Origin of the sequence: Dactylosporangium sp. NPDC048998 (assembly GCF_043197855.1) — a bacterium.
Classification (GTDB): Bacteria; Actinomycetota; Actinomycetes; order Mycobacteriales; family Micromonosporaceae; genus Dactylosporangium.
Map to the genome: position 1 here is coordinate 71,230 of NZ_JBICTV010000018.1, position 21,809 is coordinate 93,038.

Below are 21,809 nucleotides of genomic sequence, written 5' to 3' on the forward strand. Positions count from 1 at the left end.
CGACGCGGCGTTGTCATCGGTGTTTTGTCCCCGTTTCGGGTGCTTTGCCCACGACGGCGATGGCGATGGGCTCGACACGGAGGGTGACGGGCTGGCGGTCTCGCTGGGGCTCGCGCTCGGCGACGGGGTCGGGGTGCTCTCCGGATCCGTCGCCTGCTGCGCCGGCAGCTCCAGCGGCGCCGGCACCTCCGGCAGCGCTACGAGCTGCGGGGGATGCGGGGGAGTGGACCGGCGCACCTGCGGCCCGCCGCCGGTTCGCGTGCCGGCAGATGTCGTAGCGCGCGGGGAGCGCCAGGCACCGGAGACCTCGCGGTTGACCCTGAGCCAGAGCCCCACTGCCCGTTCCTTCCTCATGACGTACCGCGCACTAATCTGCAGGTGTGAACGAACAACCTGTCGGCCCGGCCGAGTGGCTGACCATGCCCGATGTGGCGGAGCGCCTGGGCATCCCGGTCAACCGGGTGCACCAGCTGGTCCGCGACCGTTCCCTGATCGCCGTCCGGGAGAGCGGCGTGCTGCGCGTCCCCGCGGACTTCATCACCGAAGCGAGCGTGCTCAAGCACCTTCCGGGCGTGCTGAGGTTGTTGTACGACGCTGGGTACAACGACGACGAGGCCCTCCGGTGGCTCTACACCGCCGACGAGTCGCTGCCCGGCACCCCCGCCGAGGCGCTGCGCGGCAACCGGGCCACCGAGGTCAAGCGGCGCGCCCAGGCGCTGGGCTTCTGACGGTGCGCTGGACCTACCTGCTGGTGCTCGCCGGCTGCCTGGCCGGCGCGCTCTGGCTCGAGCCGCTGCTCAAGGTGGGTGTACTGCGGCAGGCGCGGCGGCTCGTGCTGACCGTCGCGCCGGTCGCGGCCGTGTTCGTGGCCTGGGACCTGCTGGCGATCCGCGCCGGGCACTGGACCTTCGACCCGCGGCAGATCGCCGGGATCGTCCTGCCCGGCGGCCTGCCTCTGGAGGAGCTGCTGTTCTTCCTGGTCGTGCCGGTGTGCGCGATCCTGGGCTTCGAGGCGACCCGGCAGACGCTGCAGCGCTGGTCCCGCCGATGACCTACACGGCGGCCGCCGCCATCGGGGTCGTTTCGGCGGTGGTACTCGATGTGGCGCTGCTGCGCACGCGCCTGGTGCTCGGCCGCGTGTTCTGGCTCGCGTACCCGATCGTGTTCGCCTTTCAGCTGCTGTCCAACGGGATCCTCACCGGCCGCGGCGTCGTGCTCTACAGCCCGTCGGCCATCCTCGGGGTGCGCCTGGCGCACGCCCCGGTCGAGGACCTCGCCTTCGGGTTCGCCCTGGTGCTCAGCACGCTGTCGCTGTGGACGTACCTCAGACCGCGCGCTGGGTCGCCGCCTGGGCCAGACCCGTCAGGACCTCCCGGGCCTCGTCCGTGATCTCCGCGGCGTTCAGCGCCCGCAGCGCCGCCTCGGTCAGCTGTGCGATCCGCTCCTCGGTGCGGTGCAGCGCCCCGCTGTCCACGATCGTCCTGCGCAGCAGCGCCACCCCCTGCTCGTCCAGGTCCGGGTCGCCCAGGCGGTCGTCGAACACGCCGTGCCCGGCGCTCTCGATGGCGGCCGCGATCAGGTAGGTGCGCTTGCCCTCGCGCAGGTCGTCCCCGGCCGGCTTGCCGGTCACCGCCGGGTCGCCGAACACGCCGAGCACGTCGTCGCGCAGCTGGAACGCCTCGCCGAGCGGCAGCCCGAACGCCGAATACGCCCGGGCCAGCTGCGGCGCGTCCCCGGCCAGCGCCGCGCCGAACACCAGCGGCTGCTCGATCGTGTACTTCGCCGACTTGAACCGCGCCACCAGGCTCGCCCGCGCCGTCGACGTGTCGCCCGTGGCCTGCGTCTGCACGTCGAGGTACTGCCCGATCGTCACCTCGCTGCGCATGTCGTCGAACACCGGCCGTGCCCGGGCGAGGGTCACCGGGTCGACCCCGCTGGCGTGCAGCATCTCGTCCGACCAGACCAGGCACAGGTCCCCGAGCAGGATCGCCGCCGCCGTGCCGAACCCGTCGCCGTCCCCGCGCCAGCCGCTCGCCCGGTGCAGGTTCGCGAACCGCCGGTGCACCGCCGGCTCCCCGCGCCGCGTCTCCGACCCGTCCATCACGTCGTCGTGGATGAGCGCGCTGGCCTGCACCAGCTCCAGCGCCGCCACGGCCGCGACGATCTCGTCGGCGTCGGCGCCCCCGGCCCCGCGATACCCCCAGTACGCGAACGCCGGCCGCAGCCGCTTGCCGCCCCCCAGCACCAGCGCGTCGATGGCGTCGGCCACGGGCTGTAGCGCCTCGGGCTCGATCTCGACGAGCCGGTCGCGCCGCAGGCGCAGGAACCCGTCGAGGGCCCGCCGGACCCGTACGCGAAGCTCGGACCGGTCGAGGAAGGGGTGCGTCACGGCAGAGACGCTAGCTCGAAGCCCGACCCGCCGGCTCGGCGGTGCTCGTCACACCGGGTAGCAGCCGCCATGCCGATTCGTACATTTCGGAAAAATCGCGATAAGACGCGCCGCGTCGCAACCCGGGCCGGACCCGTTCGAGCTCCCGGAGCACCCGGACCGAGCCACTGGAGACGCACACCACCAACGCCGCGGAGGCCGCGACACAGGCCTCGTCCAGCTCCCCGGCCGCGACGAGCGCCCGAGCCCGGGCGACCTGCACAAGCCCGGCCGCGCGAAACCGCACGCCCGCAAGCCGGGGCGGCGCTTCCGCCGTTCGCGGACCGTCCGACCCGCCCGGCATGCCCCGCCGCCCCGTCGATCCGCTCGGCGCGTGGCCGCTCGCGGCCCCGCCGGCCCGGCGCGGCCCGGTGGCGTCAGCGGCCGCGCCGGCTCGGGGTGGCCCGGCGCTGTTCGCGCTCGTCCTCGCCCGGGGCGGCCCGGAGGCGTTCGTGGACGTTGCGCGCCGGTGCGGCTCGGTGGTGCCGGCTCGGGGGGCTCGGGGTGGCCCGGCGCTGTTCGCGCTCGTCCCGGCCCCGGATGGCCCGGAGGCGTTCGTGGACGTGGCGCGCCGGTGCGGCTCGGTGGTGTTCATGGACGTGCGCCGTGCCGGTCCGGCGGTCGCGGCCGGCGCCGGGGCCAGGGCGGCGGCCAGCAGCGGCAGCGCGAGCCGGTGCCGCCCCAGGCCCGCCTGGCAACGCCCGGCCACGGCGGCGAGATGGGCGTCGTCGAGCCAGTACAGCCAGGGCGGATCGTGCTCCTCGGTCCGCAGCCGGTGCGCCCGCTCCGCCGCGGCCAGCGCCGCGTCGCAGTAGCTCCGCTCGCCGCACGCCGCCGCGGCGGCCGCCTCCCGCAGCCAGAGCAGCGCGAGCGTGCCGGCGTCGGCGGGCGCCGCCACCCGCCGGGCCGCACGCGCCAGTCGCAGCGCCGCCGCCCCGTCGCCGTCCTCCGCACGCAGTTGCGCGAGGCAGCCGAGCAGGTGCCCGGCGAGCGCCCGGTGCCCGCCGTCGATCGCGGCCCGCACCCCGCGCCGAGCGAGCCCGGCGACCGTGCGCCCGCCGACCGGCGCGCCGGCGTCCACGCCCGCCCAGACCGCGAGCTGCGCCAGCTGCGCGATCTGCCCCAGCGCCGCCGCGCCGGCCCGATCCCCGCCGCCCCGCACCGCTGCCGCGAACTCGTCGCGGACGCGGCGCACCAGCTCCGGCCCGGAGACGAGGTCGTCCATCCGCCGCAGCTCAGCGACCCGTCGTTCGGCGTCCATGGCGAGCCCTCCGTCCGTTTCCGCCGCGCGACCCGTCCCTACGCCCGTGTGCGCGGCGGCCGGTGCCGTCCGTGTCGCGGCCGGCGTCGCCGGTGCGATGGCCCGCGCCGCCCTGGCCGGAGCCCGCGGCGTTGCGGCCCCGGTGCGCCCCGGCCCGGCCTCGACCGGCGACCCGGCCGGCGCCACGGCTACGGCTGGCGAAACGGCCGGCGCAACAGGCCGTGCCCCGGCCTGCGCCGCGGCCCGCGAAGCGGGCGGCGAAGTGGCTTGCGCCGCGGCTGGGGAGGCGGGCGGTGAAATGGCCGGCGCAACGGGAGGTGCCCCGGCCGGCGCCGCGGCTGGCGAAGTGGCCGATGACAGAACCGTCGACTGGGCCGGCGACAGGGCCGGCGAAACCGGCGGCGCCGTGGCTGGCGGCGCGGGCGGCACGTCCGTCCCGTCGCGCGGTGCCCCGGCCGTCGCGCGGCGCGGCCCGTCCGGGGCGCGGAGGCGGCGCGAGCACGCGGCCGCGCGTTCGAGGTCGTCCAGCGGCGCCTGCAGTACGAACGCCAGCCACGCCAGCCACGGCGCGCCCGGAATCCGCTCGCCGCGCTCCCACCGCGACACCTCGTGCCGTGTGATCGAGGGCACGTCGGCGGCCGCGCACAGCATCTCGGCCAAGCGCAGCTGCGACCGGCCCCGTGCCAGGCGCAGGCGTGTGAGCAGGGCGCCGAACGTTTCGGCGGTGGCCGCGATCTCGCCCGGTCTGCCAGACATTCCTCACCTCCTGGAACCAGCGACCCCCGTTCGCTCGCGGCACCAGGGACACAGGCCCCGACCTGCGGCCGTCGCGGGCGGCCCCAGCCGAAGCAATGTCCACCCCCTTTCTACCCCAGAGGTACGACAGGATCCCGCGCCGTTCTGGAGTGCCTATCAGCGGTCGTTCGGCACTAAAGTGCAGGGCGTGGCTCTCGGACTTCCCTCTGTCATGGCCGGTGGACCGGCGTCGATCGGCGACCTGATCGCGCACCACGGGCCCACGTTCTCGTTCGAGTTCTCCCCGCCGAAGACGCCCGAGGCGGAGCGGCAGCTGTGGCAGGCGATCCGGGAGCTCGAGTCGTTACAGCCGTCGTTCGTGTCGATCACGTACGGTGCCGGCGGCAGCACCCGCGACACGACCGTGGCGGTGACCGAGCGGGTCGCGACGGAAACCACGCTGCTGCCGATGGCGCACCTGACCGCCGTCAACCACTCGACCGCGGAGCTGCGCAACGTGATCGGGCAGCTCGCCGGGGCCGGCATCCGCAACTTCCTGCTCGTGCGCGGCGACCCGCCGGGCGACCCGACCGGGGACTGGGTCCCCCACCCCGACGGCGTGCTCTACGCGGAGGATCTCGTCCGCCTTGTCCACGAGGCCGGTGACTTCAGCATCGGGGTCGCGGCGTTTCCGTACAAGCACCCGCGCTCGCCCGACGTGGAGTCCGACACCGCCAACTTCGTCCGCAAATGCCGGGCCGGCGCCGACTTCGCGATCACGCAGATGTTCTTCGACGTCGATGACTACCTGCGGCTGCGCGACCGGGTCGTCGAGGCCGGCTGCGACACGCCGATCGTCGCGGGCATCATGCCGGTCACCGCCATCGGCACCATCGCCCGCTCGCAGCAGCTGTCCGGTGCCCCGTTCCCGTCGGAGCTGGCCGCGCGCTTCGAGCGGATCGCGGACGACCCGCAGGCGGTGCGGCGCCTCGGCATCGACCACGCCACCGAGATGTGCCAGCGCCTGCTCGGCGAGGGCGTGCCCGGCATCCACTTCATCACCTTCAACCGGTCCACCGCGACCCGCGAGGTGTGGCAGCAGCTCGGCGTCGGTGCGCGGACCTGAGCCGCTGGGCTGGGACGGATACTGCGAGCGCTGGTCCGAAACCCACGGCGGCTACGACCCGCGGGAGGCCCCGGCCCCGGTCCGGGGCTGGCTGCGCCTCTGCCACCGGCTGGGCGCCGGCCTGGTCCGCCTCGGCGTGCGCAGCCCGAACGCGATCACGTCGATCGGGCTGCTCTCCTCCGCGGCGGTACCCTTGGCCGCCGTCACCGTCCCCGCCGGCCCGCTGGTGGCCGCGATCCTGGTCCTGCTCTCGGCGTTCGCGGACACCGTCGACGGCGTCCTCGCCGTGGTCGCGGCCGGCGCCACGTGCCTGGGCCAGGTGTACGACGCGGTCGCCGATCGCCTCGCCGAGGCCGCCTGGCTGATCGCGTTCGCGCTGCTGGGCGCCCCCGCGTGGCTGGCCGCCACGTGCGGCGCGGTGATGTGGCTGCACGAGTACGTCCGGGCCCGCGCCGCAGTGGCCGGCATGAGCGACATCGGTACTGTCACGATCGCGGAGCGCCCGACCCGGATCCTGATCACGATCTTCGGCCTGTTGGCGGCGCTGTTCGATCCGCGCGCCGCGACCGCGACCCTCGCGATCGCGCTGGCGGTGTCGGTCGTCGGCTTCGCGCAGCTGTCCACGGCGGTGCGTAAGGCCCTGCGGTAACGCGCGGGGTTCGACCGCTGCTCAACCAGCTCCGATGAGATCCGCGACGATCTTCGCGGAGAGCATTACGAGGGGCAGGCCGCCGCCGGGGTGCACGGAGCCGCCGACCAGGAACAGGCCGGGCACCGGGGCGCGGTTGGGCGGGCGGAGCATGCCGGCGAGGCCGTGGCCGGCGGTGCCGTAGATGGCGCCGCCGGGGGAGCGGGTCGCGGCTTCCAGGTCGGCCGGGGTCAGCACCTCGCGGAAGAGCAGGCGGTCGCGGACGTCGAAGCCCCGCTCGGCGAGCACCTCCAGCACCCGGTCGGCGTGGCCGGGGCCGGCAGAGCGCCAGTCGACGGGGCCCTGCGGGGCCGCGTTCACCAGGACGAACCAGGCCTCGTACCCGTCCGGGCGGACCAGCGGATCGTCGGCGACGGTGACGAACACGGCGGGGTCGGCGACGGGCGAGGGCCCGGTACCGGACGCCGTACCGAAGACGGCATCGAACTCGGCGTCGTAGTCGCGCGGGAAGAAGACCGTGTGGTGCGCGAGCCCCGCAGTGCGCCCGCGCACGCCGAGCAGCAGCACAAACCCGCCCAGGCTGCGCGCCGCGAGCCGGCGGGCCACTCGCGGGGACGGCAGCAGGTCGCGGTACACGTGCAGGGCGTCGGCGTTGGCCACCACGACGTCGGCGGCGACCTCGGCGCCGTCGTCGAGCACCACGCCGGCGGCGCGCGAGCCGGCCACGGCGATCGAGCGCACCGCGGTGCCGGTGTGCACGCGCACGCCCAGCGACTCGCAGCGCGCCAGCAGCGCGTCGGCGAGCGTGCCGAGGCCCCCGCGCAGGTACCAGCCGCCGAAGGCCAGCTCCGCGTACGGGATCGCCAGCAGTGCGGCCGGCGCGCGGCGCGGGTCGGCGCCGGTGTAGGTGGCGTAGCGCTCCAGCAGCATGCGCAGCCGCGGGTCGCGCAGGTGCGTGCGGCCCAGGCCGCGCAGCGTTCGCCCCGGCGCGATGGCGGCCAGGTCGCCCAGCCGCCACGCGAGCCCGGCCATTCGCAGCGGGCCGTCCACCGGCGACGTCAGCACGTGCCGCCAGGATGCCGCCCAGACCCGCCCGGCCCGCCGCCACAGCCGGCGCCAGTCCGCGGCCGCGTCCGCGCCGAAGGTCGCCGCGATCCGCTCGGCGAACGCGTCGCCGCCGGTCGAGTCCAGGGTGGAGCCGTCGGGGAAGCGGTGGCGCACGATCGGGTCGAGCGGCACGAGGTCCAGCCCGCCTCCGCCGGTGGACGCGAACAGCTCCGCGGCGACCTGCGGCAGCGTGAACAGGCTCGGGCCGGTGTCGAACCGGAACGTGCCGGCCGCGGTCTCCCGCTCGTGCCGGCCGAGCTTGCCGCCGACGGTGGCCGCCTGCTCGAACACGGTCACCCGGTGCCCGGCCGCGGCGAGCCGGGCGGCGGCCGCCAGCCCGCCCACGCCAGCGCCGACGACGGTCACGGTCGCCATGTCGGGCGCCCCTTCCAGGTGGTGCGGCCGCGCCGGGCGTACGAGCGGGCGACCAGCCAGGCGAACAGCAGCACGGAGACCGGGTGCGCCAGCGCGTCGGGGAAGGCCCGGCCGCCGGTCGCGCGGGCGGAGACGGCCCGGCCGGCGACCCCGAGGGCGTAGGCGAGCAGCCCCGCCCACTGTCCGAACAGGACGGCGGCGGGGAGTACGACGTAGAGCGCCAGCAGCATGGCGAGCACGGCCACGGCGCCCAGCGGCGAGCCGAAGGACGCCCACAGCGACTTGGCGTACCCGTCGGAGAGCTCGCGCCACGAGGCGTACATCCGGCAGCGTGCCAGCGCCGAGCCGTCCGCGAGCCCGATCCGCCCGCCCGAGCGCTTCACCGCCCGGGCCAGCTCGATGTCCTCGAGCACCCGGTCCCGCACCGCCGCGTGCCCGCCGGCTCGCTCGTACGCGTCCCGGCGCACGACCAGGAACTGCCCGCCCGCCGCCGCCAGCGACGGGCGCGCCGAGCGCTCCATCGCCCGCAGCGGCAGGAACGTCAGCCACGACCACTGCAGCAGGGGCTGGACGAGCCGCTCGCCGGGGCCCACCGCCTCGATCCGGGGGTATGGGCTGAGCAGGTCCACTCCGGACCGTCGCAGCAGGACGGTGGCGCGCTCGACCGCATCCGGGGCGAGCACCACGTCCGCGTCGAGGAACACGAGCACCTCGGCGTCGCCGGCCGCGTCGGCGAGCTGCTGGCAGGCGTGCGGCTTGCCCAGCCAGCCCGCGGGCAGCGGCCGGCCGGTCAGCAGCGTGACCCGGTCGCCGGCGACGCGCCGCACCAGCTCCGCGGTGCCGTCGGTGGATCCGTCGTCGAGCACCAGCACGCGTACCGCGGGCGGCAGTTCCAGCAGCGCGCGCAGGCACGGCTCGACGCGGGTGGCCTCGTCGCGCAGCGGCAGCAGGACCGCGACCTGTCGGGGCGGCGCGGACGCGACCCCGCCCGCCGACCCGATGATCGGCGGGCGGCGCAGCAGGCGCGCGTTGGCCAGCGTGTGCACCAGCAGCGCGAGCAGCGCCGCGCAGCCGATCAGGAGCGCCATAGCCGCACCGCCAGCGGGACCGCGACGAGGCCCATGCCCACCGCACCCCAGGCGGCTGAGGCGGGCAGGCCCAGGAAGAGCCCGTGGGCCACGATGCTCGAGGTGTACGTCCAGAGGTACATCGCATGCATCGGCGCATCGGCCCCCGGTCGCGCCGGGTCGTCCCCGAGCGCGAGGCGCAGCAGGGCCATCAGCGCGATGGCCACCCCGAGCCAGCCCAGATAGTTGGTCAGCGGGATGCCCGGCACGCCGGGGAGCGCGGGGGTGGTCGTGTGCCACAGCCAGTACTGCTGCGAAACCATCTGCGGATCGAGGAACAGGTCCCACGCGGCGAGCCCGAGCCCGGCCACCCCGACGCGGGCGAGCGGCCGCGCGGTCAGGCGCCCCGCCGCCACCCACGCCGGCCAGGCCATCCAGGTCCAGGCGAGCGGGATCACCACCGGCACGCCGAGCAGCCGCGGGCCGAGCGCGCCGGTGTAGTCGTAGGCGCCGAACGGGTGGCCGGTCGAGCGCCCGACCGCCTCGACCAGGAGGCCGCCGGCGGTCGTGACCAGCACCAGCGCGCCGGCCGCCCGCGCGCCCCGGGTGGAGTACGCGTGCCAGACCGACAGCGCGTAGCCGAGGCAGACGGTCGCGACGACCAGGACCGCGCGGGCGCGGCCGTCGGTGAGCGGGTACCCGATCTCGGCGAGCACCAGCGCGCCGAGGCCGAACCAGGGCCTCACAGGGGGAGGGCCCGGCCCAGCACGGCGAACGGGCGGTCGTCGCCCGGGAAGTTGAAGTGGCGCAGGACATCGACGAAGCCGAACCGGCGGTACAGCCGCCAGGCCCTCGACGTCGCCTCGGGCGCCTCGGGCGTGGACAGCAGCACCGTCTGGTGCGCGGCGTTGGTGAGCAGCTCGTGCAGCTGGCGCGCGCCGATGCCGTGCCCCTGCGCGAGCGGGCGGACGTGCAGCTCGACCAGCTCGAAGCAGTCGGTCAGCCAGTACTTGCGAGCGTCGCGCTTGAGCGCGCTGCGGACCTGGTCGTGCCACCATTGGCCGGAGGTACCGCGGTAGCCGTACCCGAACCCGAGCAGGTTTTCGTCGTCGTCGAGGGTGGCGACCGCCTGGAACGACTCGCGGCGGGTGTGCCCGGCGACATAGCCGCGGCGGGTCTGCAGCAGCTGCACGGAGTAGCCCATGGCCTCGCCGTACACGGCGATGACGTCGTCGAGGCGTTCGAGCAGGTCCTCACCGCGCCACCGCACCAGCCTCACTGGCCGTCCCTCCACCCGATCACCTCTCGGTCGCCGTCGATGCCGAGCACGCGGAACCGGGCGAACAACTCCTCCGCATACCAGCCCTGGCGAGCCGTGCGCTCCACGACCGCGGCGTGCTCGGGCCGACGGTACGCGAACCGCACGACGTCCGCCGCGGAGCGCCAGAGGCTCACCGTGCCCTGGAATCCTACGGGGGCCTCGCCGATGCCGAAGGCGCAGTGCAGCCCCTCGGCCGTGCGCAGGCTGCGCGCGACAGGATCGATGGCCCGCCAGAACGCCGCCGCCCGCAACGGCCGCAGCCGCGCCCGCGTCAGGACCGCGATCGGCCCGTCACGCTGCGCCGCCGCCTCCGGCGTGAAGGGCGACCGGCCCGACCAGGTGCCGCGGCTGGCGATCGGCTCCAGCGTGACGGTGCAGCTGCTCAGCGCGCCCCGCATCGGCGGGCGGGCGTCCTCGTCCGAGACGACGAGCGCCGCCCACCGCGTCAGGTCGGCGGCGCCCACCCCGAACTCGCTGCCCCGGGCGGTGCCGAGGAGCTTGGCGAAGTACGACTTTTTCCGGATTTTTCGCCTGTCTACCGCCATGGACCAGAACATCGCGGGCACCGCGCGCGACGGCACCCGCCAGACGTGAAGGCGCGCGATCACGCCACTTCGGCGGCGGTACCGCTGGTGATGCGCACCAGCTCGGCGTACGTGATCGGGAAGACCGCCTGCGGGATCCCGCCGGCCGCCCACACCTCGTCGAACCGCGCGAGGTCCACGTCGACCAGGGTCCGCACCGGCTTGGGGTGCCCGAGCGGGGAGACGCCGCCGATGACCTGCCCGGTGTGCTCGCGCACGAAGTCGGCGTCGGCGCGCTTGACCTTCGCCAGGCCGAGCAGCGCGGCGACCTTGGCCGTGTCGACCCGGTGCGCGCCCGAGGTGAGCACGAGCAGTGGCTCCCCGTCGGCGTTGAAGATCAGTGAATTGGCGATCTGGCCGACCTCGATGCCGATCGCCGCGGCGGCCGCGGCGGCGGTGTGCACGGCCTCGGTGAGCACCTTGACCCGGCACGGCCCGCCGGACGCGTCGCGCGCGCCGGCGGCGTCCAGCGCGTCCTGGATGGCCTGGACATTGGGATGGGGCTGCATGTGTCCATCTTGCCTTTCGCTCGGAGGGTCAGTTCGGCGGGACGTGGCTCGGGTCCGACGGCTCGGCCTTGACCCGGGCGGTCTCGGCCAGCGCGACGCCGGCGAGGATCAGTGTGCCGCCGGCGATCTGCGCCGGGTCGAGGTGCTCGTGCAGCACCAGCCAGGCGACCGCGGTGGCGACCACCGGCTCCGCCATGCCGATGATGCCGACGCTGGTCGGGGGCAGGTGCCGCATGGCCCCGGCGACCAGCAGGTAGGGGGCGATGGAGCCGGCGATCACGATGTACGTCAGCAGCAGCCATACCGGCAGGTGCCCGGTCTGGCTGGTGGCGGTGAGCGCGGACGGGTCGAAGCGCCACCACGGGCGGACCGCGGCGCCGGCCAGCGCGGAGACCCCGAACGCGTACGCGGTCAGCGACAGCGTGTCCCGGCTCACCACGCCGCGGGCGCTGAGCAGGTAGTAGGCGGCGAGCAGCACGGCGGAGGACAGCGCGGCGAGCAGGCCGAGCGCGTCCAGGCGCAGCCGGCCCCAGATCTCGGCGACGCAGGCGAGGCCGGCCAGGCAGGCGGCCAGGCCCACCCAGAGGCGCGGCCGCACGGCGTGGCCCTGCACGAACCGGGCCCAGAGCGCGACCAGGACCGGCGCGGTGAACTCGAACAGCAGGCCGATGCCGACGGGCATGCGGTTGATCGCGACGAAGTAGAGCATCGGGACTGCGAAGAAGCCCGCCAGGCCGTACGCGACGAGCATCGGCAGCTCGCGCCGGGTGACCCGCAGCCGGCTCGGGCGTATCGCCAGCGCCAGCGCGAACAGCCCGAGCGCGGCCCCGCTGGCGCGCAGGGTGGTCAGCTGCGGCGCGTCGATGCCGGTGGCGGAGGCCAGCTTCGAGACGGTCCCGTTGACGGCGAACAGGACGCTGCCGGCGAGCACCATCGCGACGCCGACGGCGGGGCGGGGCTGGTGATTCACCCGATGAGCGTAGCGGTCAGGTGTACTGGGTTTTCCGCTCCTTACGGCCGCGGTTTTTTGTCATACCCACTGGCTAGGGTGCCGGTATGACGACAGCCTCGCTCGGGGCGCGGCGGATGCGGGCCCAGCTGCTGGCCGGCCCGCCCGCCCGCGGCGTGCTGGACGCCGTCGAGCGGGTCGTCGGGGTGCAGGCGCAGTCCTGGCCCGCGGCCCGGCTGGCGGTGCGGGCGCGCACCCGTGGGCTGCGCGCCGCCGACGTCGACCGGGCGCTGGCGAGCGGCGAGCTGGCCCGCACGTGGCTGATGCGCGGCACCCTGCACCTGGTCTCCGCCGCCGACCTCGGCTGGCTGACCGGGCTGTTCGGCCCGCTCAACCGTGCCGCCGGGCGCCGCCGGCGCGAGGAGCTCGGGGTCGACGACGACACCGCCGAGCGCGCCCTGGCCGAGATCCCCGGCATCCTCGCCGGCGCGGGCCCGATGGACCGCGCCGAGCTGGTCGCCCGGCTGGCCGGCCGCGGCGTGCGCATCGAGCCGACCGGCCAGGCCCCGGCGCACCTGGTGGCCTACGCGGCGGCCGCCGGGGTGCTCTGCCGCGGCCCCGACCTGGCCGGCGGCCGCCCGTCGGTGATCCTCGCCGAGGAGGTCCGCGTCGCCGCTGCGGCGGCCGGCGGCCCCCGCCGGGGCGACTTCGAGGGCGACTTCGAGGGCGACGCGGCCCTGCGCGAGCTCGCCCGGCGCTATTTACTGGGCTACGGCCCGGCGGACGCGGCCGACCTCGCGGCCTGGTCCGGCCTGCCCGCGGCCACCGCCCGGCGGGCGCTGGCGCTGCTCGGCTCCGACCCGGAACTTCCCGATGTCGCCTCGGAGTCGGGGGCGTCGATGTCGCTGCCGCCGCGGCTGCTCGGGCAGTTCGACACGGTGCTGCTCGGCCATCGCGACCGGGATTTCGTGCTGCGGGCCGAGCATGCCAAGCGCGTCAACGCGGGCGGCGGCATGGTCGCGGCGACGCTGCTGGTGGGCGGGGAGGTGGTCGGCCTCTGGCGGCGCACCGGGCGGAGGCTGACGCTGCAGCCCTTCGACGGCCCGGGCGCGCTGCCCGCCGCGACCCGCGACGCGCTGGAGGCCGAGGCGGCGGACGTGGCCCGCTTCCTCGGCGAGCCCCTGACGACGGCCTGGGAGTGAATCATGCGAACGGGTGTTCGAAAATTCTCCCCCAACCATTGCCACCCACCGCCCTCCCCGGTGTAGTCTTAAGCCATCGAACGAGTGTTCGAACTGCTTCGGGGAAGGCGATTCGCGGCGCCGATCCCGAGCGCGGTCCGCGACACCGCGGAGGCCGGATTTTCGCGGGTCTGGCCTCAGGCGGGGCCGCCGCTCGCCGCCCACGACCCCCGGGCGGCGGGCGGCGACCCAGCCGGCCGGGTGTGGTGTGGGGAAGCTCCACGCCCGGCCGGCGCGCCGTCGCCCATCGCGGGCAACGGCACCCGTTCGATCCGCGTGGCGCTGTGACTCCCCCCACGGCGGCACGGCACGCGCGTCCATGCGCACCACAGGCAAAGACCTGCCGACGCACCACTGAGGGAGAGCACCGATGCCGACGAACCGTTCGACCAGCTCGTCCAACGTTAGTCGATTCCCGGCCGCCGTGCCGGGTGGCGGTGCGTCCCGGCAACAGCTTCCGGTTCCCGCACACGCGCTTCCCCATCGCACCCCGCGGGAGCTGCTGACCCTGGCCCGCCACGGTCTTGACGAGGCGGCGGAGATCCGCACCGACGGCATGCGCTACGCCACCGCCCACCTGGCGGCCCTGCGCGCGGCCGCCGCGGTGCTCGCCGCCCGCGCGGTGCCCGCCGGACCCGGCCGGCGCAGCCGCGTGACCAGCGTCTGGTCGCTGCTCGTGCTCGTCGCCCCGGAGCTGTCCGAGTGGGCGTCGTTCTTCGCGGCGGGCGCCAGCAAGCGCTCGGCCGCCGAGGCCGGCATCCCCCGCGTGGTCAGCGCCCGCGAGGCCGACGACCTGATGCGCGCCGCCGAGCAGTTCATCGCCGTCGTCGAGGTCGCCCTCGGCTACTCGTACCAGCCGAGGCTCGAGGGCCTGGCCAGCTGACGCCGCGTCCCCCTGCGCACCGGTGCCAACCACCCGCCAGGCCCGAGCTGCCCGCCGTGGGTCCGAGCCGGTTCGGCGCGGGCCACGAGCCGTTCATTGTCCGAGCACGCGCCGCCGCTGGGGCCGAGCTGGCCGCCGTGGGCCCGAGCCGCCCACCGTCCGGGCATGCGCTGCCGCTGGGCCGCCGGCCCACCGGGCAGTCGGCTCGCCGGCCAGTCGGCTCGCCGGCCAGCCAGCCAGTCGGCCGGCCAGCCACCCAGTCGGCCGGCCAGCCAGCCAACCAGTCGGCTCGCCAGGCAGCTGGCCATATGCCGTCCACCGAGCTTCCGGTCGCAGCCTGCTTGGGGCGACCGCCAATTGGCCGTTGGCATCCCGAGAAGCCAAGTTCGGGCGGCATGCACTGGCCGCGCCTGCGATCTGCGCCGACCGGCGTGCGGGGTTCGCCGTGATCACGGAGTGGACATGTACAAGGAGCAGCACTTTCACTCCGCGATCATGGAAACCCCCGAACACCGCCGGGTCGCCGGGCGGTCCGGGTTGATCGCTGTGCTGGTCCCGGCTCGGCTCGTGGGTGACCTGGCCTCTGGGTGGCGGCGCCGCCGCTGAGGTTGGGGTGGGAAGCGGCCGCTGGCGGCGAAGAGTGACAGCAGGCGTTCTGCATTTGGGTGATTTGCCCATGTTTATCTGGATTTATCTCTCGGGGAGTTGGGCCGGGAGAACGAGGAGCACGACAGTGGGGGAGCAGGTGCGTGGCTGGCATGTCGGCTTCGGCGGCCGCCGAGTTCTACGACGAGACGTACGACGATGTGCGTCCCGAGGACGACGACTGGGCGTCGGTCGCCGTCGTCGGAGGGCGGGCCGCGCCTCGACGGCTTGAGCGGCTGACGGAAGCCGATCCGGGGGGCGCGGGCGCCCACCCCTCCGGCGACCTGCCCGGTCGCCCCGGAACCGAACCGCCGCGTCCCTCTCCGCTCGGCCCGTCGCTCGGTCCGGCGCTCGGCTCGCTGCGCGGGTCGGGGGTCCGTGCGGAGGCCGGGTCGCTGCGCGGTCTGGGGGCCGGTGCGGCGGTCGGGTCGGCGCGCTCCTCGGCGGGTGGGGGCGCGGGGCTGCAGGTGGTGCGGGCCGCAGGGCTGAGCGGTGTGGTGCGGACGGCCAGCGGGCACGGTGCCGGGGAGACGGGGAGCGCCCGGACGCTGCCGGTGCTCTCGGGGCTGCGGGCGCTGCTGCCGGGGGGTGGGCTGCGGCGCGGGGCGACGATCGCGGTACACACCTCGTCGGTCCTGCTCGCGCTGCTGGCGGCGGCGTCGCGGGCCGGGTCGTGGTGTGCGGTCGTGGGGCTGCCGGCGCTCAGCCCGATCGCCGCGGCCGAGATGGGGATCGCGCTGGAGCGGCTGGCGCTGGTACCGAATCCGGGCACCGAGTGGACCACCATCGTGGCCGCGCTGCTCGACGGGGTCGACATCGTCGTGGCTGCGCCGCCCGGGCCGGTCGCGCCGGTGGTGGCCGGGCGGCTGGCGGCCCGGGCGCGGCAACGGGGGAGCGTGCTCATGCCGGCGGGGGCCTGGACGGGGGCCGACCTGACCGTCGCGCCGGTGCGCGGGGCCTGGGGTGGCCTCGGCGCCGGGCGGGGGCGGCTGCGCTGCCGGGAGATGACCATCCAGGCCCGCGGCCGAGGGGCGGCCGCCGCGCCGCGCGAGGTGACGCTGTGGCTGCCCGCCCTGGAGGGCGTCCTCCCGCCGGTCACTCGCGCTCTGCCGGCCGCCGCCCCCGATTCGCGGCCCGCGATCCGAGCGGTGCCGGATGTCAATGAACAAACGGCCGGTCGGCTGCGCAGGGTGGGGTGAGGCGGCGGTGCGGATGATCGTGGTGTGGTGCCCGGACTGGCCGGTGATCGCGGCCGAGATCGTCGACGGGTACCCGGCGCACGAGGCGGTGGCGGTCATGCACGCCAACCGGGTGCTGGTCGCGTCGCCGGCGGCGCGGGCGGAGGGGGTGCGGCGGGGGTTGCGCAAGCGGGAGGCGCAGGGGCGGTGCCCGCAGCTCATCGTGCTGGAGCACGACCCGGGGCGGGACATGCGGGCGTTCGAGCCGGTGCTCGCGGCCGTCGAGGCGATCGCGGCCGGGGTGGAGACGCTGCGGCCGGGGGCCTGTGCGCTGGCAGCGCGCGGCCCGGCCCGGTACCACGGCGGCGAGGCGGCGGCGGCCGAGCGCATCGTCGAGCAGATCGCCCAGCAGTGCGACGTCGAGGCACAGGCCGGCATCGCCGAGGGGACGTTCGCGGCGGGGCTGGCGGCGCGGGCCGGGGTCATCGTGCCGGACGGGGAGACCGCGGAGTTCCTGTCCGGGCTGAGCATCGCGGCGCTCGGGCGGCCGGGGCTGGTCGACCTGCTGCGGCGGCTCGGGATCCACACGCTCGGGGAGTTCGCGGCGCTGCCGGGGGCCGACGTGCTCGACCGGTTCGGGTTCGACGCGGCGCTCGCGCACCGGCTCGCCGGGGGGCGCGACGAGCGGCCGCTGGCGCCGCGCCGGCCGCCGGCCGACCTCGACGTTGCCGAGACGTTCGACGAGCCGGTCGACCGCGTCGACGCGGCGGCGTTCGCGGCCCGGGCGCTGGCCGAGCGGCTGCACGACCGGCTCGGGTCGCACGGCCTGGCCTGCACCCGCCTGGCGATCGAGGCGGTCACCGAGAGCGGCCAGGAATTGGTGCGCACCTGGCGCCACGACGGCCTGCTGAGCGTGAACGCCATCGCCGACCGCCTGCGATGGCAGCTGGACGGCTGGCTCCGCGGTCAAGGCGACCGCGCGAAGGGGATCGTGCGGCTGCGGCTGATCCCCGAGGGTGTGGTCGAGCACCTCGGGCTGCAGCCGGGGCTGTGGGGCGAGGCCGGCGAGGAGCGCGACCGGGCGCACCGCGCGCTGACCCGCGTCCAGGGGCTGCTCGGGCCCGACGCCGTGCTGACCGCGGTGCTCGACGGCGGGCGGGCCGACCGCAGCCGCATCCGGCTTGTGGCCTGGGGGGACGAGCGGATCGCGCAGGGGGCCGAGGCGCCCTGGCCCGGGCGGCTGCCGGGGCCGAGCCCCGCCACCGTGTACGTCGAGCCGATCCCCGCCGAGGTGCTCGACGCGGACGGGCGGCCGGTGCGCGTCGGCGGGCGGCTGGAGCTCAGCGGGGTACCGGCGCAGGCCCGTATCGGCGCGGAGGAGCACGCCGTCGGGATCGTCGGGTGGGCCGGGCCCTGGCCCGTGGACGAGCGCTGGTGGGCGGAGGGCGAGTCGCGGCGCGCGGCGCGGTTCCAGCTGCGGCTGGCCGACGACCGGGCGTTTCTCGCGGTACTGCAGAACGGAGCCTGGTTCATGGAAGCGCTGTACGACTGATGGGATTCAACAACCCCGACGTGCCGTGGTCGGAGCTGGAACGGCGGCTGTCCGGAAGAAAAAAGGACGCCAAGAGCTGGGAGCCGCCCGGGCCCGGGTACCACCCCGACGTCCTCTCCGCCGACCACGGCGACGGCGGTGACTCGCCGGCCTGGACGCGCAAGCGCGCCGAGTACGAGGCGCCGCCGCTCGCCCGGCCCGCCGCCGCGGTCCCGTACGCGGAGCTGCACTGCCACAGCAACTTCAGCTTCCTCGACGGGGCGAGCCACCCCGAGGAGCTGGCCGAGGCGGCGGCCCGGACGGGGCTGTCCGCGATCGCGATCACCGACCACGACGGCTTCTACGGCGTGGTGCGCTTCGCCGAGGCGGCGCGGGCCCTGGAGATGCGCACCGTGTTCGGCGCGGAGCTGTCGCTCGGGCTGCCGGGGCCGCAAAACGGCGAGCCGGACCCGCTCGGGCGGCACCTGCTGCTGCTCGCCCGGGGGCCCGAGGGGTACGCCCGGCTGTCCCGCACGATCAGCGAGGCGCACCTGCGCGGCGGGGAGAAGGGCCGCCCGGTGTACGACCTGGAGGAGGCCGCGGCGGCGCTGCGCGACCACGTCATGCTGCTGACCGGGTGCCGCAAGGGGCACGTGCCGGCGGCGCTGCTGTCGGCCGGCCCGGACGCGGCGCGCACGGAGCTGGACCGGCTGGTCGCGCTGTTCGGGCCGGACTCGGTGGCCGTCGAGCTGACCTCGCACGGCGACCCGCTCGACGACGAGCGCAACGACGCGCTCGCCGACCTCGCGCTGCAGCGGCGGCTGCCGGTCGTCGCGACGAACAACGTGCACTACGCCGCGCCGGGGCGCCGCCGGCTGGCCACCGCGCTCGCCGCCGTGCGGGCCCGGCGCAGCCTCGACGAGATCGACGGCTGGCTGCCCGCGGCCGGCACCGCGCACCTGCGCAGCGGCGCGGAGATGGCCGCCCGGTTCGCGGCCTTCCCGGATGCGGTACCCCGGGCCGCCGCCCTCGGCGAGGAGCTGTCCTTCGACCTCAAGCTGGTGGCGCCGAACCTGCCGGCGTACCCGGTGCCCGTCGCGGGCGTGTCGGAGATGCAGTGGCTGCGGCACCTGACGATGCGAGGCGCCGCCGAGCGGTACCGCGGCAACCAGAAGGCCCATGAGCAGCTCGAACACGAGCTGGCGCTGATCGAGGAGCTGGATTTTCCGGGGTACTTCCTGGTGGTGCACGACATCGTCACGTTCTGTGAGCGCAACGGTATCTACTGCCAGGGGCGCGGCTCGGCGGCCAACTCCGCGGTGTGCTACGCGCTGAAGATCACCAATGTCGACGCGGTGCGCTGGGGGCTGCTGTTCGAGCGGTTCCTGTCCCCGGAGCGCGACGGGCCGCCGGACATCGACATCGACATCGAGTCGGACCGGCGCGAGGAGGTCATCCAGCACGTCTACGGCAAGTACGGGCGCACGTTCACCGCCCAGGTGGCCAACGTCATCTCGTACCGCCCGAAGTCCGCGGTCCGCGACATGGCCAAGGCGTTCGGGCACTCGCCGGGGCAGCAGGACGCGTGGAGCAAGCAGGTCGAGCGCTGGGGGGCCATGGCGACCGCGGAGCTCGACGAGATCCCGGCGCTGGTGATCGACTTCGCCAACGAGCTGCTCACGTTCCCGCGGCACCTGGGCATCCACTCCGGCGGCATGGTCATCTGCGACCGGCCGGTGATCGAGGTGTGCCCGGTCGAGCACGCCCGGATGGAGAACCGCACCGTGCTGCAGTGGGACAAGGACGACTGCGCCTCGGTCGGGCTGGTGAAGTTCGACCTGCTCGGACTCGGCATGCTCTCGGCGCTGCGGTACGCGTTCGAGATGATCGACTCCGAGCTGGACATCGCGCACATGCCGCTGGACGACCCCGAGGTGTACGACATGCTGTGCCGCGCCGACTCGGTCGGGGTGTTCCAGGTGGAGAGCCGGGCCCAGATGGCCACCCTGCCGCGGCTCAAGCCGCGCGAGTTCTACGACCTCGTGGTGGAGGTGGCGCTGATCCGGCCGGGCCCGATCCAGGGCGGCTCGGTCCACCCGTACATCCGGCGCAAGAACGGGCTGGAGGAGGTCACCTACCCGCATCCGCTGCTGAAGCCGTCGCTGGAGAAGACCCTGGGCGTGCCGCTGTTCCAGGAGCAGCTCATGCAGATGGCCATCGACGTCGCCGGGTTCACCCCGGCCGAGTCCGACGAGCTGCGCCGGGCCATGGGCTCGAAGCGCTCGATGGAGCGGATGGCCGCGATCCGCAACCGGCTCTTCGCCGGCATGGCGCGCAACGGCATCACCGGGGCGCTGGCCGAGGAGCTGTTCGACAAGCTGGCCGCGTTCGCCAACTACGGCTTCCCGGAGAGCCACGCGATGAGCTTCGCCTACCTCGTCTACGCCAGCGCCTGGCTCAAGCGCTACCACCCGGCCGCGTTCTGCGCCGCGCTGCTCAACGCGCAGCCGATGGGCTTCTACTCGCCGCAGACCCTGGTCGACGACGCCCGCCGGCACGGGGTGACGGTCCGCCGCCCGGACGTCAACGCGAGCGCCGCCGCGGCGACGCTGGAGGAACCCGAAGCATCAGCAATATCCGGTACGTCGGACAGGCCGAGCGACTGGGGGCGCGGCGGTCCGGCGGTCCGGCTCGGGCTGCGATCGGTGCGCTCGCTCGGCGAGGCCGTCGCCAAGCGCATCGAGGAGGTCCGGCGCGAGGGCGGACCGTACACCTCGATGAGCGACCTCGCCCGTCGCGCCGGGCTGACCGCGACGCACCTGGAGGCGCTCGCGACCGCCGACGCGTTCGCCTGCCTCGGGCTGGCCCGCCGCGAGGCGCTGTGGGCGGCCGGCGCGGCGGCGCAGGAGACGGCGGGGCGGCTGCCCGGCACGACCGGCGGCACCCAGGCGCCGATGCTGCCCGGGATGGACGCCGTCGAGCGCATGGTCGCCGACGTGTGGGCGACCGGCCTGGCGCCGGACGCGCACCCGGTGCAGTTCGCCCGGCCCTACCTGGACACGATCGGCGCCCTGTCGATCGAGGCCCTGCACGGGGCCGGGCACGGCCGGCGGGTGTCGGTCGGCGGGATCGTGACCCACCGGCAGCGCCCGGCGACGGCCGGCGGGGTGACGTTCATCAACCTGGAGGACGAGACCGGCATGCTCAACGTGACCTGCACGCCGGGGCTCTGGCAGCGGTACCGCCGGGTCGCCCGGACGGCGAACGCCATGATCGTGCGCGGGGTGCTGGAGAAGGCGGAGGGGGTGCTCAACCTGCGGGCCGACCACCTGGCGGCGCTGACCCTGCCGATCCGCTCCCCCTCCCGGGACTTCCGTTAGACGCCGCCGTTACGAGGTCGGCAGCCGGTCCCAGTCGGCGGCGAACTTCCGTGGGTCGTACGGGTCGGCCTTGATCGGGATCACGCCGCCGGGCTGCATGACCGAGACGCGTTCCAGCGGCACCGCGAACACGGCCGGGCCGGCGACCGGCTCGCGCCCCTCCACCTGGATGTGCAGCTGCGCGGAGTACACCGGGCGGCCCTGCTCGTCGAGGCTGCCGGCGAACTCGGCGGACAGCACCCGGACCGTGCCCGGCACGCCCGTGGCCAGGATGTGCGCCTTGATCCGCGCCGCCTCGGCGGGGTCCACCGGGACCGGCACGGCGACCGCCCGCTGGATCTCGGCCGCGCCAGCCGACGGCGTGAACTCCCAGTCGACCAGGATCCGCTGCCGGTCGTGCGGGTCGACCCGCACCGTCAGGGGCCGGCCGCTGCCCAGCATGCCCAGGGCGATGAACGGCACGAAGTCCTTGACACTCGCGTCGTACGTGCCGTGGCCGGGCGCGGTGACCCGCAGGTCCAGCGCCACCTGCGGCTGGTCGTTGAGGGTCACGCCGGTCTGCCGGGCGCCGAGCACCTGCGCGGTGCCGACCACGCCGCGGTCGCGCAGGGCACGGGCCTGCGCGGCCCGGAAGTTGAACTTCATGCCGAGCCAGAACAGCAGGAAGCTGCCGAGCATCAGCGCCGCACCCACGGAGACGAACGTCGTGCTCGCCTCGGGTACGAGGCCGGCGGTCCCCGCGATGAGGAAGCCGGCGCCGAGCATGAACTCGACGGCGGCCACGAGGAACATCACGATGGCCGGGCCGCGGGAAGTGGTCATGCCGCGAATGGTGGGGCA

The 21,809-nt window shown here is 75.2% G+C and carries 20 protein-coding genes; 10 read left to right on the plus strand and 10 right to left on the minus strand.

Going from position 1 to position 21,809, the window contains the following annotated elements:
- Positions 1-419 precede the first annotated feature (419 nt).
- From ACGFI8_RS31410 to ACGFI8_RS31420, 3 genes are read left to right on the plus strand one after another with little or no spacing between them, the layout of a single operon-like run.
- A complete protein-coding gene (locus tag ACGFI8_RS31410; protein WP_392810490.1) occupies positions 420-728 on the plus strand; it encodes an Rv2175c family DNA-binding protein in 309 nt (102 codons plus the stop codon).
- 2 nt (positions 729-730) lie between these two features.
- Positions 731-1,051 (plus strand): lycopene cyclase domain-containing protein, encoded by a 321-nt coding sequence (locus tag ACGFI8_RS31415; RefSeq protein ID WP_392810405.1) that lies wholly within the window; start codon positions 731-733, stop codon positions 1,049-1,051.
- Complete coding sequence (locus ACGFI8_RS31420) at positions 1,048-1,389, plus strand: lycopene cyclase domain-containing protein (RefSeq protein WP_392810406.1); 342 nt, start codon at positions 1,048-1,050, stop codon at positions 1,387-1,389. Before ACGFI8_RS31415 ends, ACGFI8_RS31420 begins: the two co-directional genes overlap by 4 nt.
- Here ACGFI8_RS31420 and ACGFI8_RS31425 read toward each other — a convergent pair.
- Both ACGFI8_RS31425 and ACGFI8_RS31430 read right to left on the minus strand, forming a co-directional pair.
- Positions 1,325-2,389 (minus strand): polyprenyl synthetase family protein, encoded by a 1,065-nt coding sequence (locus ACGFI8_RS31425; RefSeq protein ID WP_392810407.1) that lies wholly within the window; start codon positions 2,387-2,389, stop codon positions 1,325-1,327. The genes ACGFI8_RS31420 and ACGFI8_RS31425 overlap by 65 nt on opposite strands.
- A gap of 10 nt (positions 2,390-2,399) precedes the next feature.
- Positions 2,400-4,445, minus strand: a complete 2,046-nt coding sequence (locus tag ACGFI8_RS31430) for a helix-turn-helix transcriptional regulator (protein WP_392810408.1) — start codon at positions 4,443-4,445, stop codon at positions 2,400-2,402.
- 187 nt (positions 4,446-4,632) lie between these two features.
- On the opposite strand from ACGFI8_RS31430, the gene metF reads away from it, so the two are divergent.
- Entirely contained in the window at positions 4,633-5,550 is a 918-nt protein-coding gene (gene metF / locus ACGFI8_RS31435) for a methylenetetrahydrofolate reductase [NAD(P)H] (protein WP_392810409.1), read from the plus strand.
- The gene (locus tag ACGFI8_RS31440; RefSeq protein ID WP_392810410.1) at positions 5,537-6,199 is read left to right on the plus strand and encodes a CDP-alcohol phosphatidyltransferase family protein; all 663 of its coding nucleotides are present in this window, start codon (positions 5,537-5,539) and stop codon (positions 6,197-6,199) included. The genes metF and ACGFI8_RS31440 overlap by 14 nt, the downstream gene beginning before the upstream one ends.
- A 21-nt stretch (positions 6,200-6,220) precedes the next feature.
- Here ACGFI8_RS31440 and ACGFI8_RS31445 read toward each other — a convergent pair whose 3' ends face one another.
- From ACGFI8_RS31445 to ACGFI8_RS31475, 7 genes are read right to left on the minus strand one after another with little or no spacing between them, the layout of a single operon-like run.
- The gene (locus ACGFI8_RS31445) at positions 6,221-7,681 is read right to left on the minus strand and encodes a phytoene desaturase family protein (RefSeq protein ID WP_392810411.1); all 1,461 of its coding nucleotides are present in this window, start codon (positions 7,679-7,681) and stop codon (positions 6,221-6,223) included.
- A complete protein-coding gene (locus ACGFI8_RS31450; protein WP_392810412.1) occupies positions 7,669-8,769 on the minus strand; it encodes a glycosyltransferase in 1,101 nt (366 codons plus the stop codon). Before ACGFI8_RS31450 ends, ACGFI8_RS31445 begins: the two co-directional genes overlap by 13 nt.
- Positions 8,757-9,494, minus strand: coding sequence for a carotenoid biosynthesis protein (locus tag ACGFI8_RS31455; RefSeq protein WP_392810413.1), 738 nt, complete (start codon positions 9,492-9,494; stop codon positions 8,757-8,759). The genes ACGFI8_RS31450 and ACGFI8_RS31455 overlap by 13 nt, the downstream gene beginning before the upstream one ends.
- Positions 9,491-10,027, minus strand: a complete 537-nt coding sequence (locus ACGFI8_RS31460; protein ID WP_392810414.1) for a GNAT family N-acetyltransferase — start codon at positions 10,025-10,027, stop codon at positions 9,491-9,493. Before ACGFI8_RS31460 ends, ACGFI8_RS31455 begins: the two co-directional genes overlap by 4 nt.
- The gene (locus tag ACGFI8_RS31465; RefSeq protein ID WP_392810415.1) at positions 10,024-10,614 is read right to left on the minus strand and encodes a monooxygenase; all 591 of its coding nucleotides are present in this window, start codon (positions 10,612-10,614) and stop codon (positions 10,024-10,026) included. Before ACGFI8_RS31465 ends, ACGFI8_RS31460 begins: the two co-directional genes overlap by 4 nt.
- A gap of 59 nt (positions 10,615-10,673) precedes the next feature.
- Positions 10,674-11,162 carry a YbaK/EbsC family protein gene (locus tag ACGFI8_RS31470; protein ID WP_392810416.1) on the minus strand — a complete coding sequence of 163 codons (489 nt, stop codon included), beginning with the start codon at positions 11,160-11,162 and terminating at the stop codon, positions 10,674-10,676.
- 28 nt (positions 11,163-11,190) lie between these two features.
- Positions 11,191-12,132: a DMT family transporter gene (locus tag ACGFI8_RS31475; protein ID WP_392810417.1), complete on the minus strand. Its 942-nt coding sequence runs from the start codon at positions 12,130-12,132 to the stop codon at positions 11,191-11,193.
- An 86-nt stretch (positions 12,133-12,218) separates the two neighbouring features.
- Here ACGFI8_RS31475 and ACGFI8_RS31480 point away from each other — a divergent pair, with 86 nt between their 5' ends.
- The 5 genes from ACGFI8_RS31480 (at position 12,219) to ACGFI8_RS31500 (ending at position 20,969) form a co-directional block, all read left to right on the plus strand.
- Entirely contained in the window at positions 12,219-13,313 is a 1,095-nt protein-coding gene (locus tag ACGFI8_RS31480; protein ID WP_392810418.1) for a winged helix DNA-binding domain-containing protein, read from the plus strand.
- A gap of 409 nt (positions 13,314-13,722) precedes the next feature.
- Positions 13,723-14,235: an SAV_6107 family HEPN domain-containing protein gene (locus ACGFI8_RS31485; protein ID WP_392810420.1), complete on the plus strand. Its 513-nt coding sequence runs from the start codon at positions 13,723-13,725 to the stop codon at positions 14,233-14,235.
- Positions 14,236-15,341: 1,106 nt separating this feature from the next.
- A complete protein-coding gene (locus ACGFI8_RS31490; RefSeq protein ID WP_392810491.1) occupies positions 15,342-16,079 on the plus strand; it encodes a hypothetical protein in 738 nt (245 codons plus the stop codon).
- Complete coding sequence (locus ACGFI8_RS31495) at positions 16,042-17,610, plus strand: DNA polymerase Y family protein (RefSeq protein ID WP_392810421.1); 1,569 nt, start codon at positions 16,042-16,044, stop codon at positions 17,608-17,610. The genes ACGFI8_RS31490 and ACGFI8_RS31495 overlap by 38 nt, the downstream gene beginning before the upstream one ends.
- On the plus strand, positions 17,610-20,969 hold the full coding sequence (locus ACGFI8_RS31500) for an error-prone DNA polymerase (protein WP_392810423.1): 3,360 nt from the start codon (positions 17,610-17,612) through the stop codon (positions 20,967-20,969). The genes ACGFI8_RS31495 and ACGFI8_RS31500 overlap by 1 nt, the downstream gene beginning before the upstream one ends.
- Before the next feature lie 9 nt (positions 20,970-20,978).
- Here ACGFI8_RS31500 and ACGFI8_RS31505 read toward each other — a convergent pair whose 3' ends face one another.
- Entirely contained in the window at positions 20,979-21,791 is an 813-nt protein-coding gene (locus ACGFI8_RS31505) for a hypothetical protein (RefSeq protein WP_392810424.1), read from the minus strand.
- Positions 21,792-21,809 lie beyond the last annotated feature (18 nt).

Coding starts and splice junctions, on each gene's coding strand:
- ACGFI8_RS31410 (WP_392810490.1), top strand. CDS start 420: ATGCCCGATGTGGCGGAGCGCCTGGGCATCCCGGTCAACCGGGTGCAC.
- ACGFI8_RS31420 (WP_392810406.1), top strand. CDS start 1,048: ATGACCTACACGGCGGCCGCCGCCATCGGGGTCGTTTCGGCGGTGGTA.
- ACGFI8_RS31430 (WP_392810408.1), bottom strand. CDS start 4,445: ATGTCTGGCAGACCGGGCGAGATCGCGGCCACCGCCGAAACGTTCGGC.
- ACGFI8_RS31445 (WP_392810411.1), bottom strand. CDS start 7,681: ATGGCGACCGTGACCGTCGTCGGCGCTGGCGTGGGCGGGCTGGCGGCC.
- ACGFI8_RS31450 (WP_392810412.1), bottom strand. CDS start 8,769: ATGGCGCTCCTGATCGGCTGCGCGGCGCTGCTCGCGCTGCTGGTGCAC.
- ACGFI8_RS31465 (WP_392810415.1), bottom strand. CDS start 10,614: ATGGCGGTAGACAGGCGAAAAATCCGGAAAAAGTCGTACTTCGCCAAG.
- ACGFI8_RS31470 (WP_392810416.1), bottom strand. CDS start 11,162: ATGCAGCCCCATCCCAATGTCCAGGCCATCCAGGACGCGCTGGACGCC.
- ACGFI8_RS31480 (WP_392810418.1), top strand. CDS start 12,219: ATGACGACAGCCTCGCTCGGGGCGCGGCGGATGCGGGCCCAGCTGCTG.
- ACGFI8_RS31485 (WP_392810420.1), top strand. CDS start 13,723: ATGCCGACGAACCGTTCGACCAGCTCGTCCAACGTTAGTCGATTCCCG.
- ACGFI8_RS31495 (WP_392810421.1), top strand. CDS start 16,042: ATGAACAAACGGCCGGTCGGCTGCGCAGGGTGGGGTGAGGCGGCGGTG.
- ACGFI8_RS31500 (WP_392810423.1), top strand. CDS start 17,610: ATGGGATTCAACAACCCCGACGTGCCGTGGTCGGAGCTGGAACGGCGG.
- ACGFI8_RS31505 (WP_392810424.1), bottom strand. CDS start 21,791: ATGACCACTTCCCGCGGCCCGGCCATCGTGATGTTCCTCGTGGCCGCC.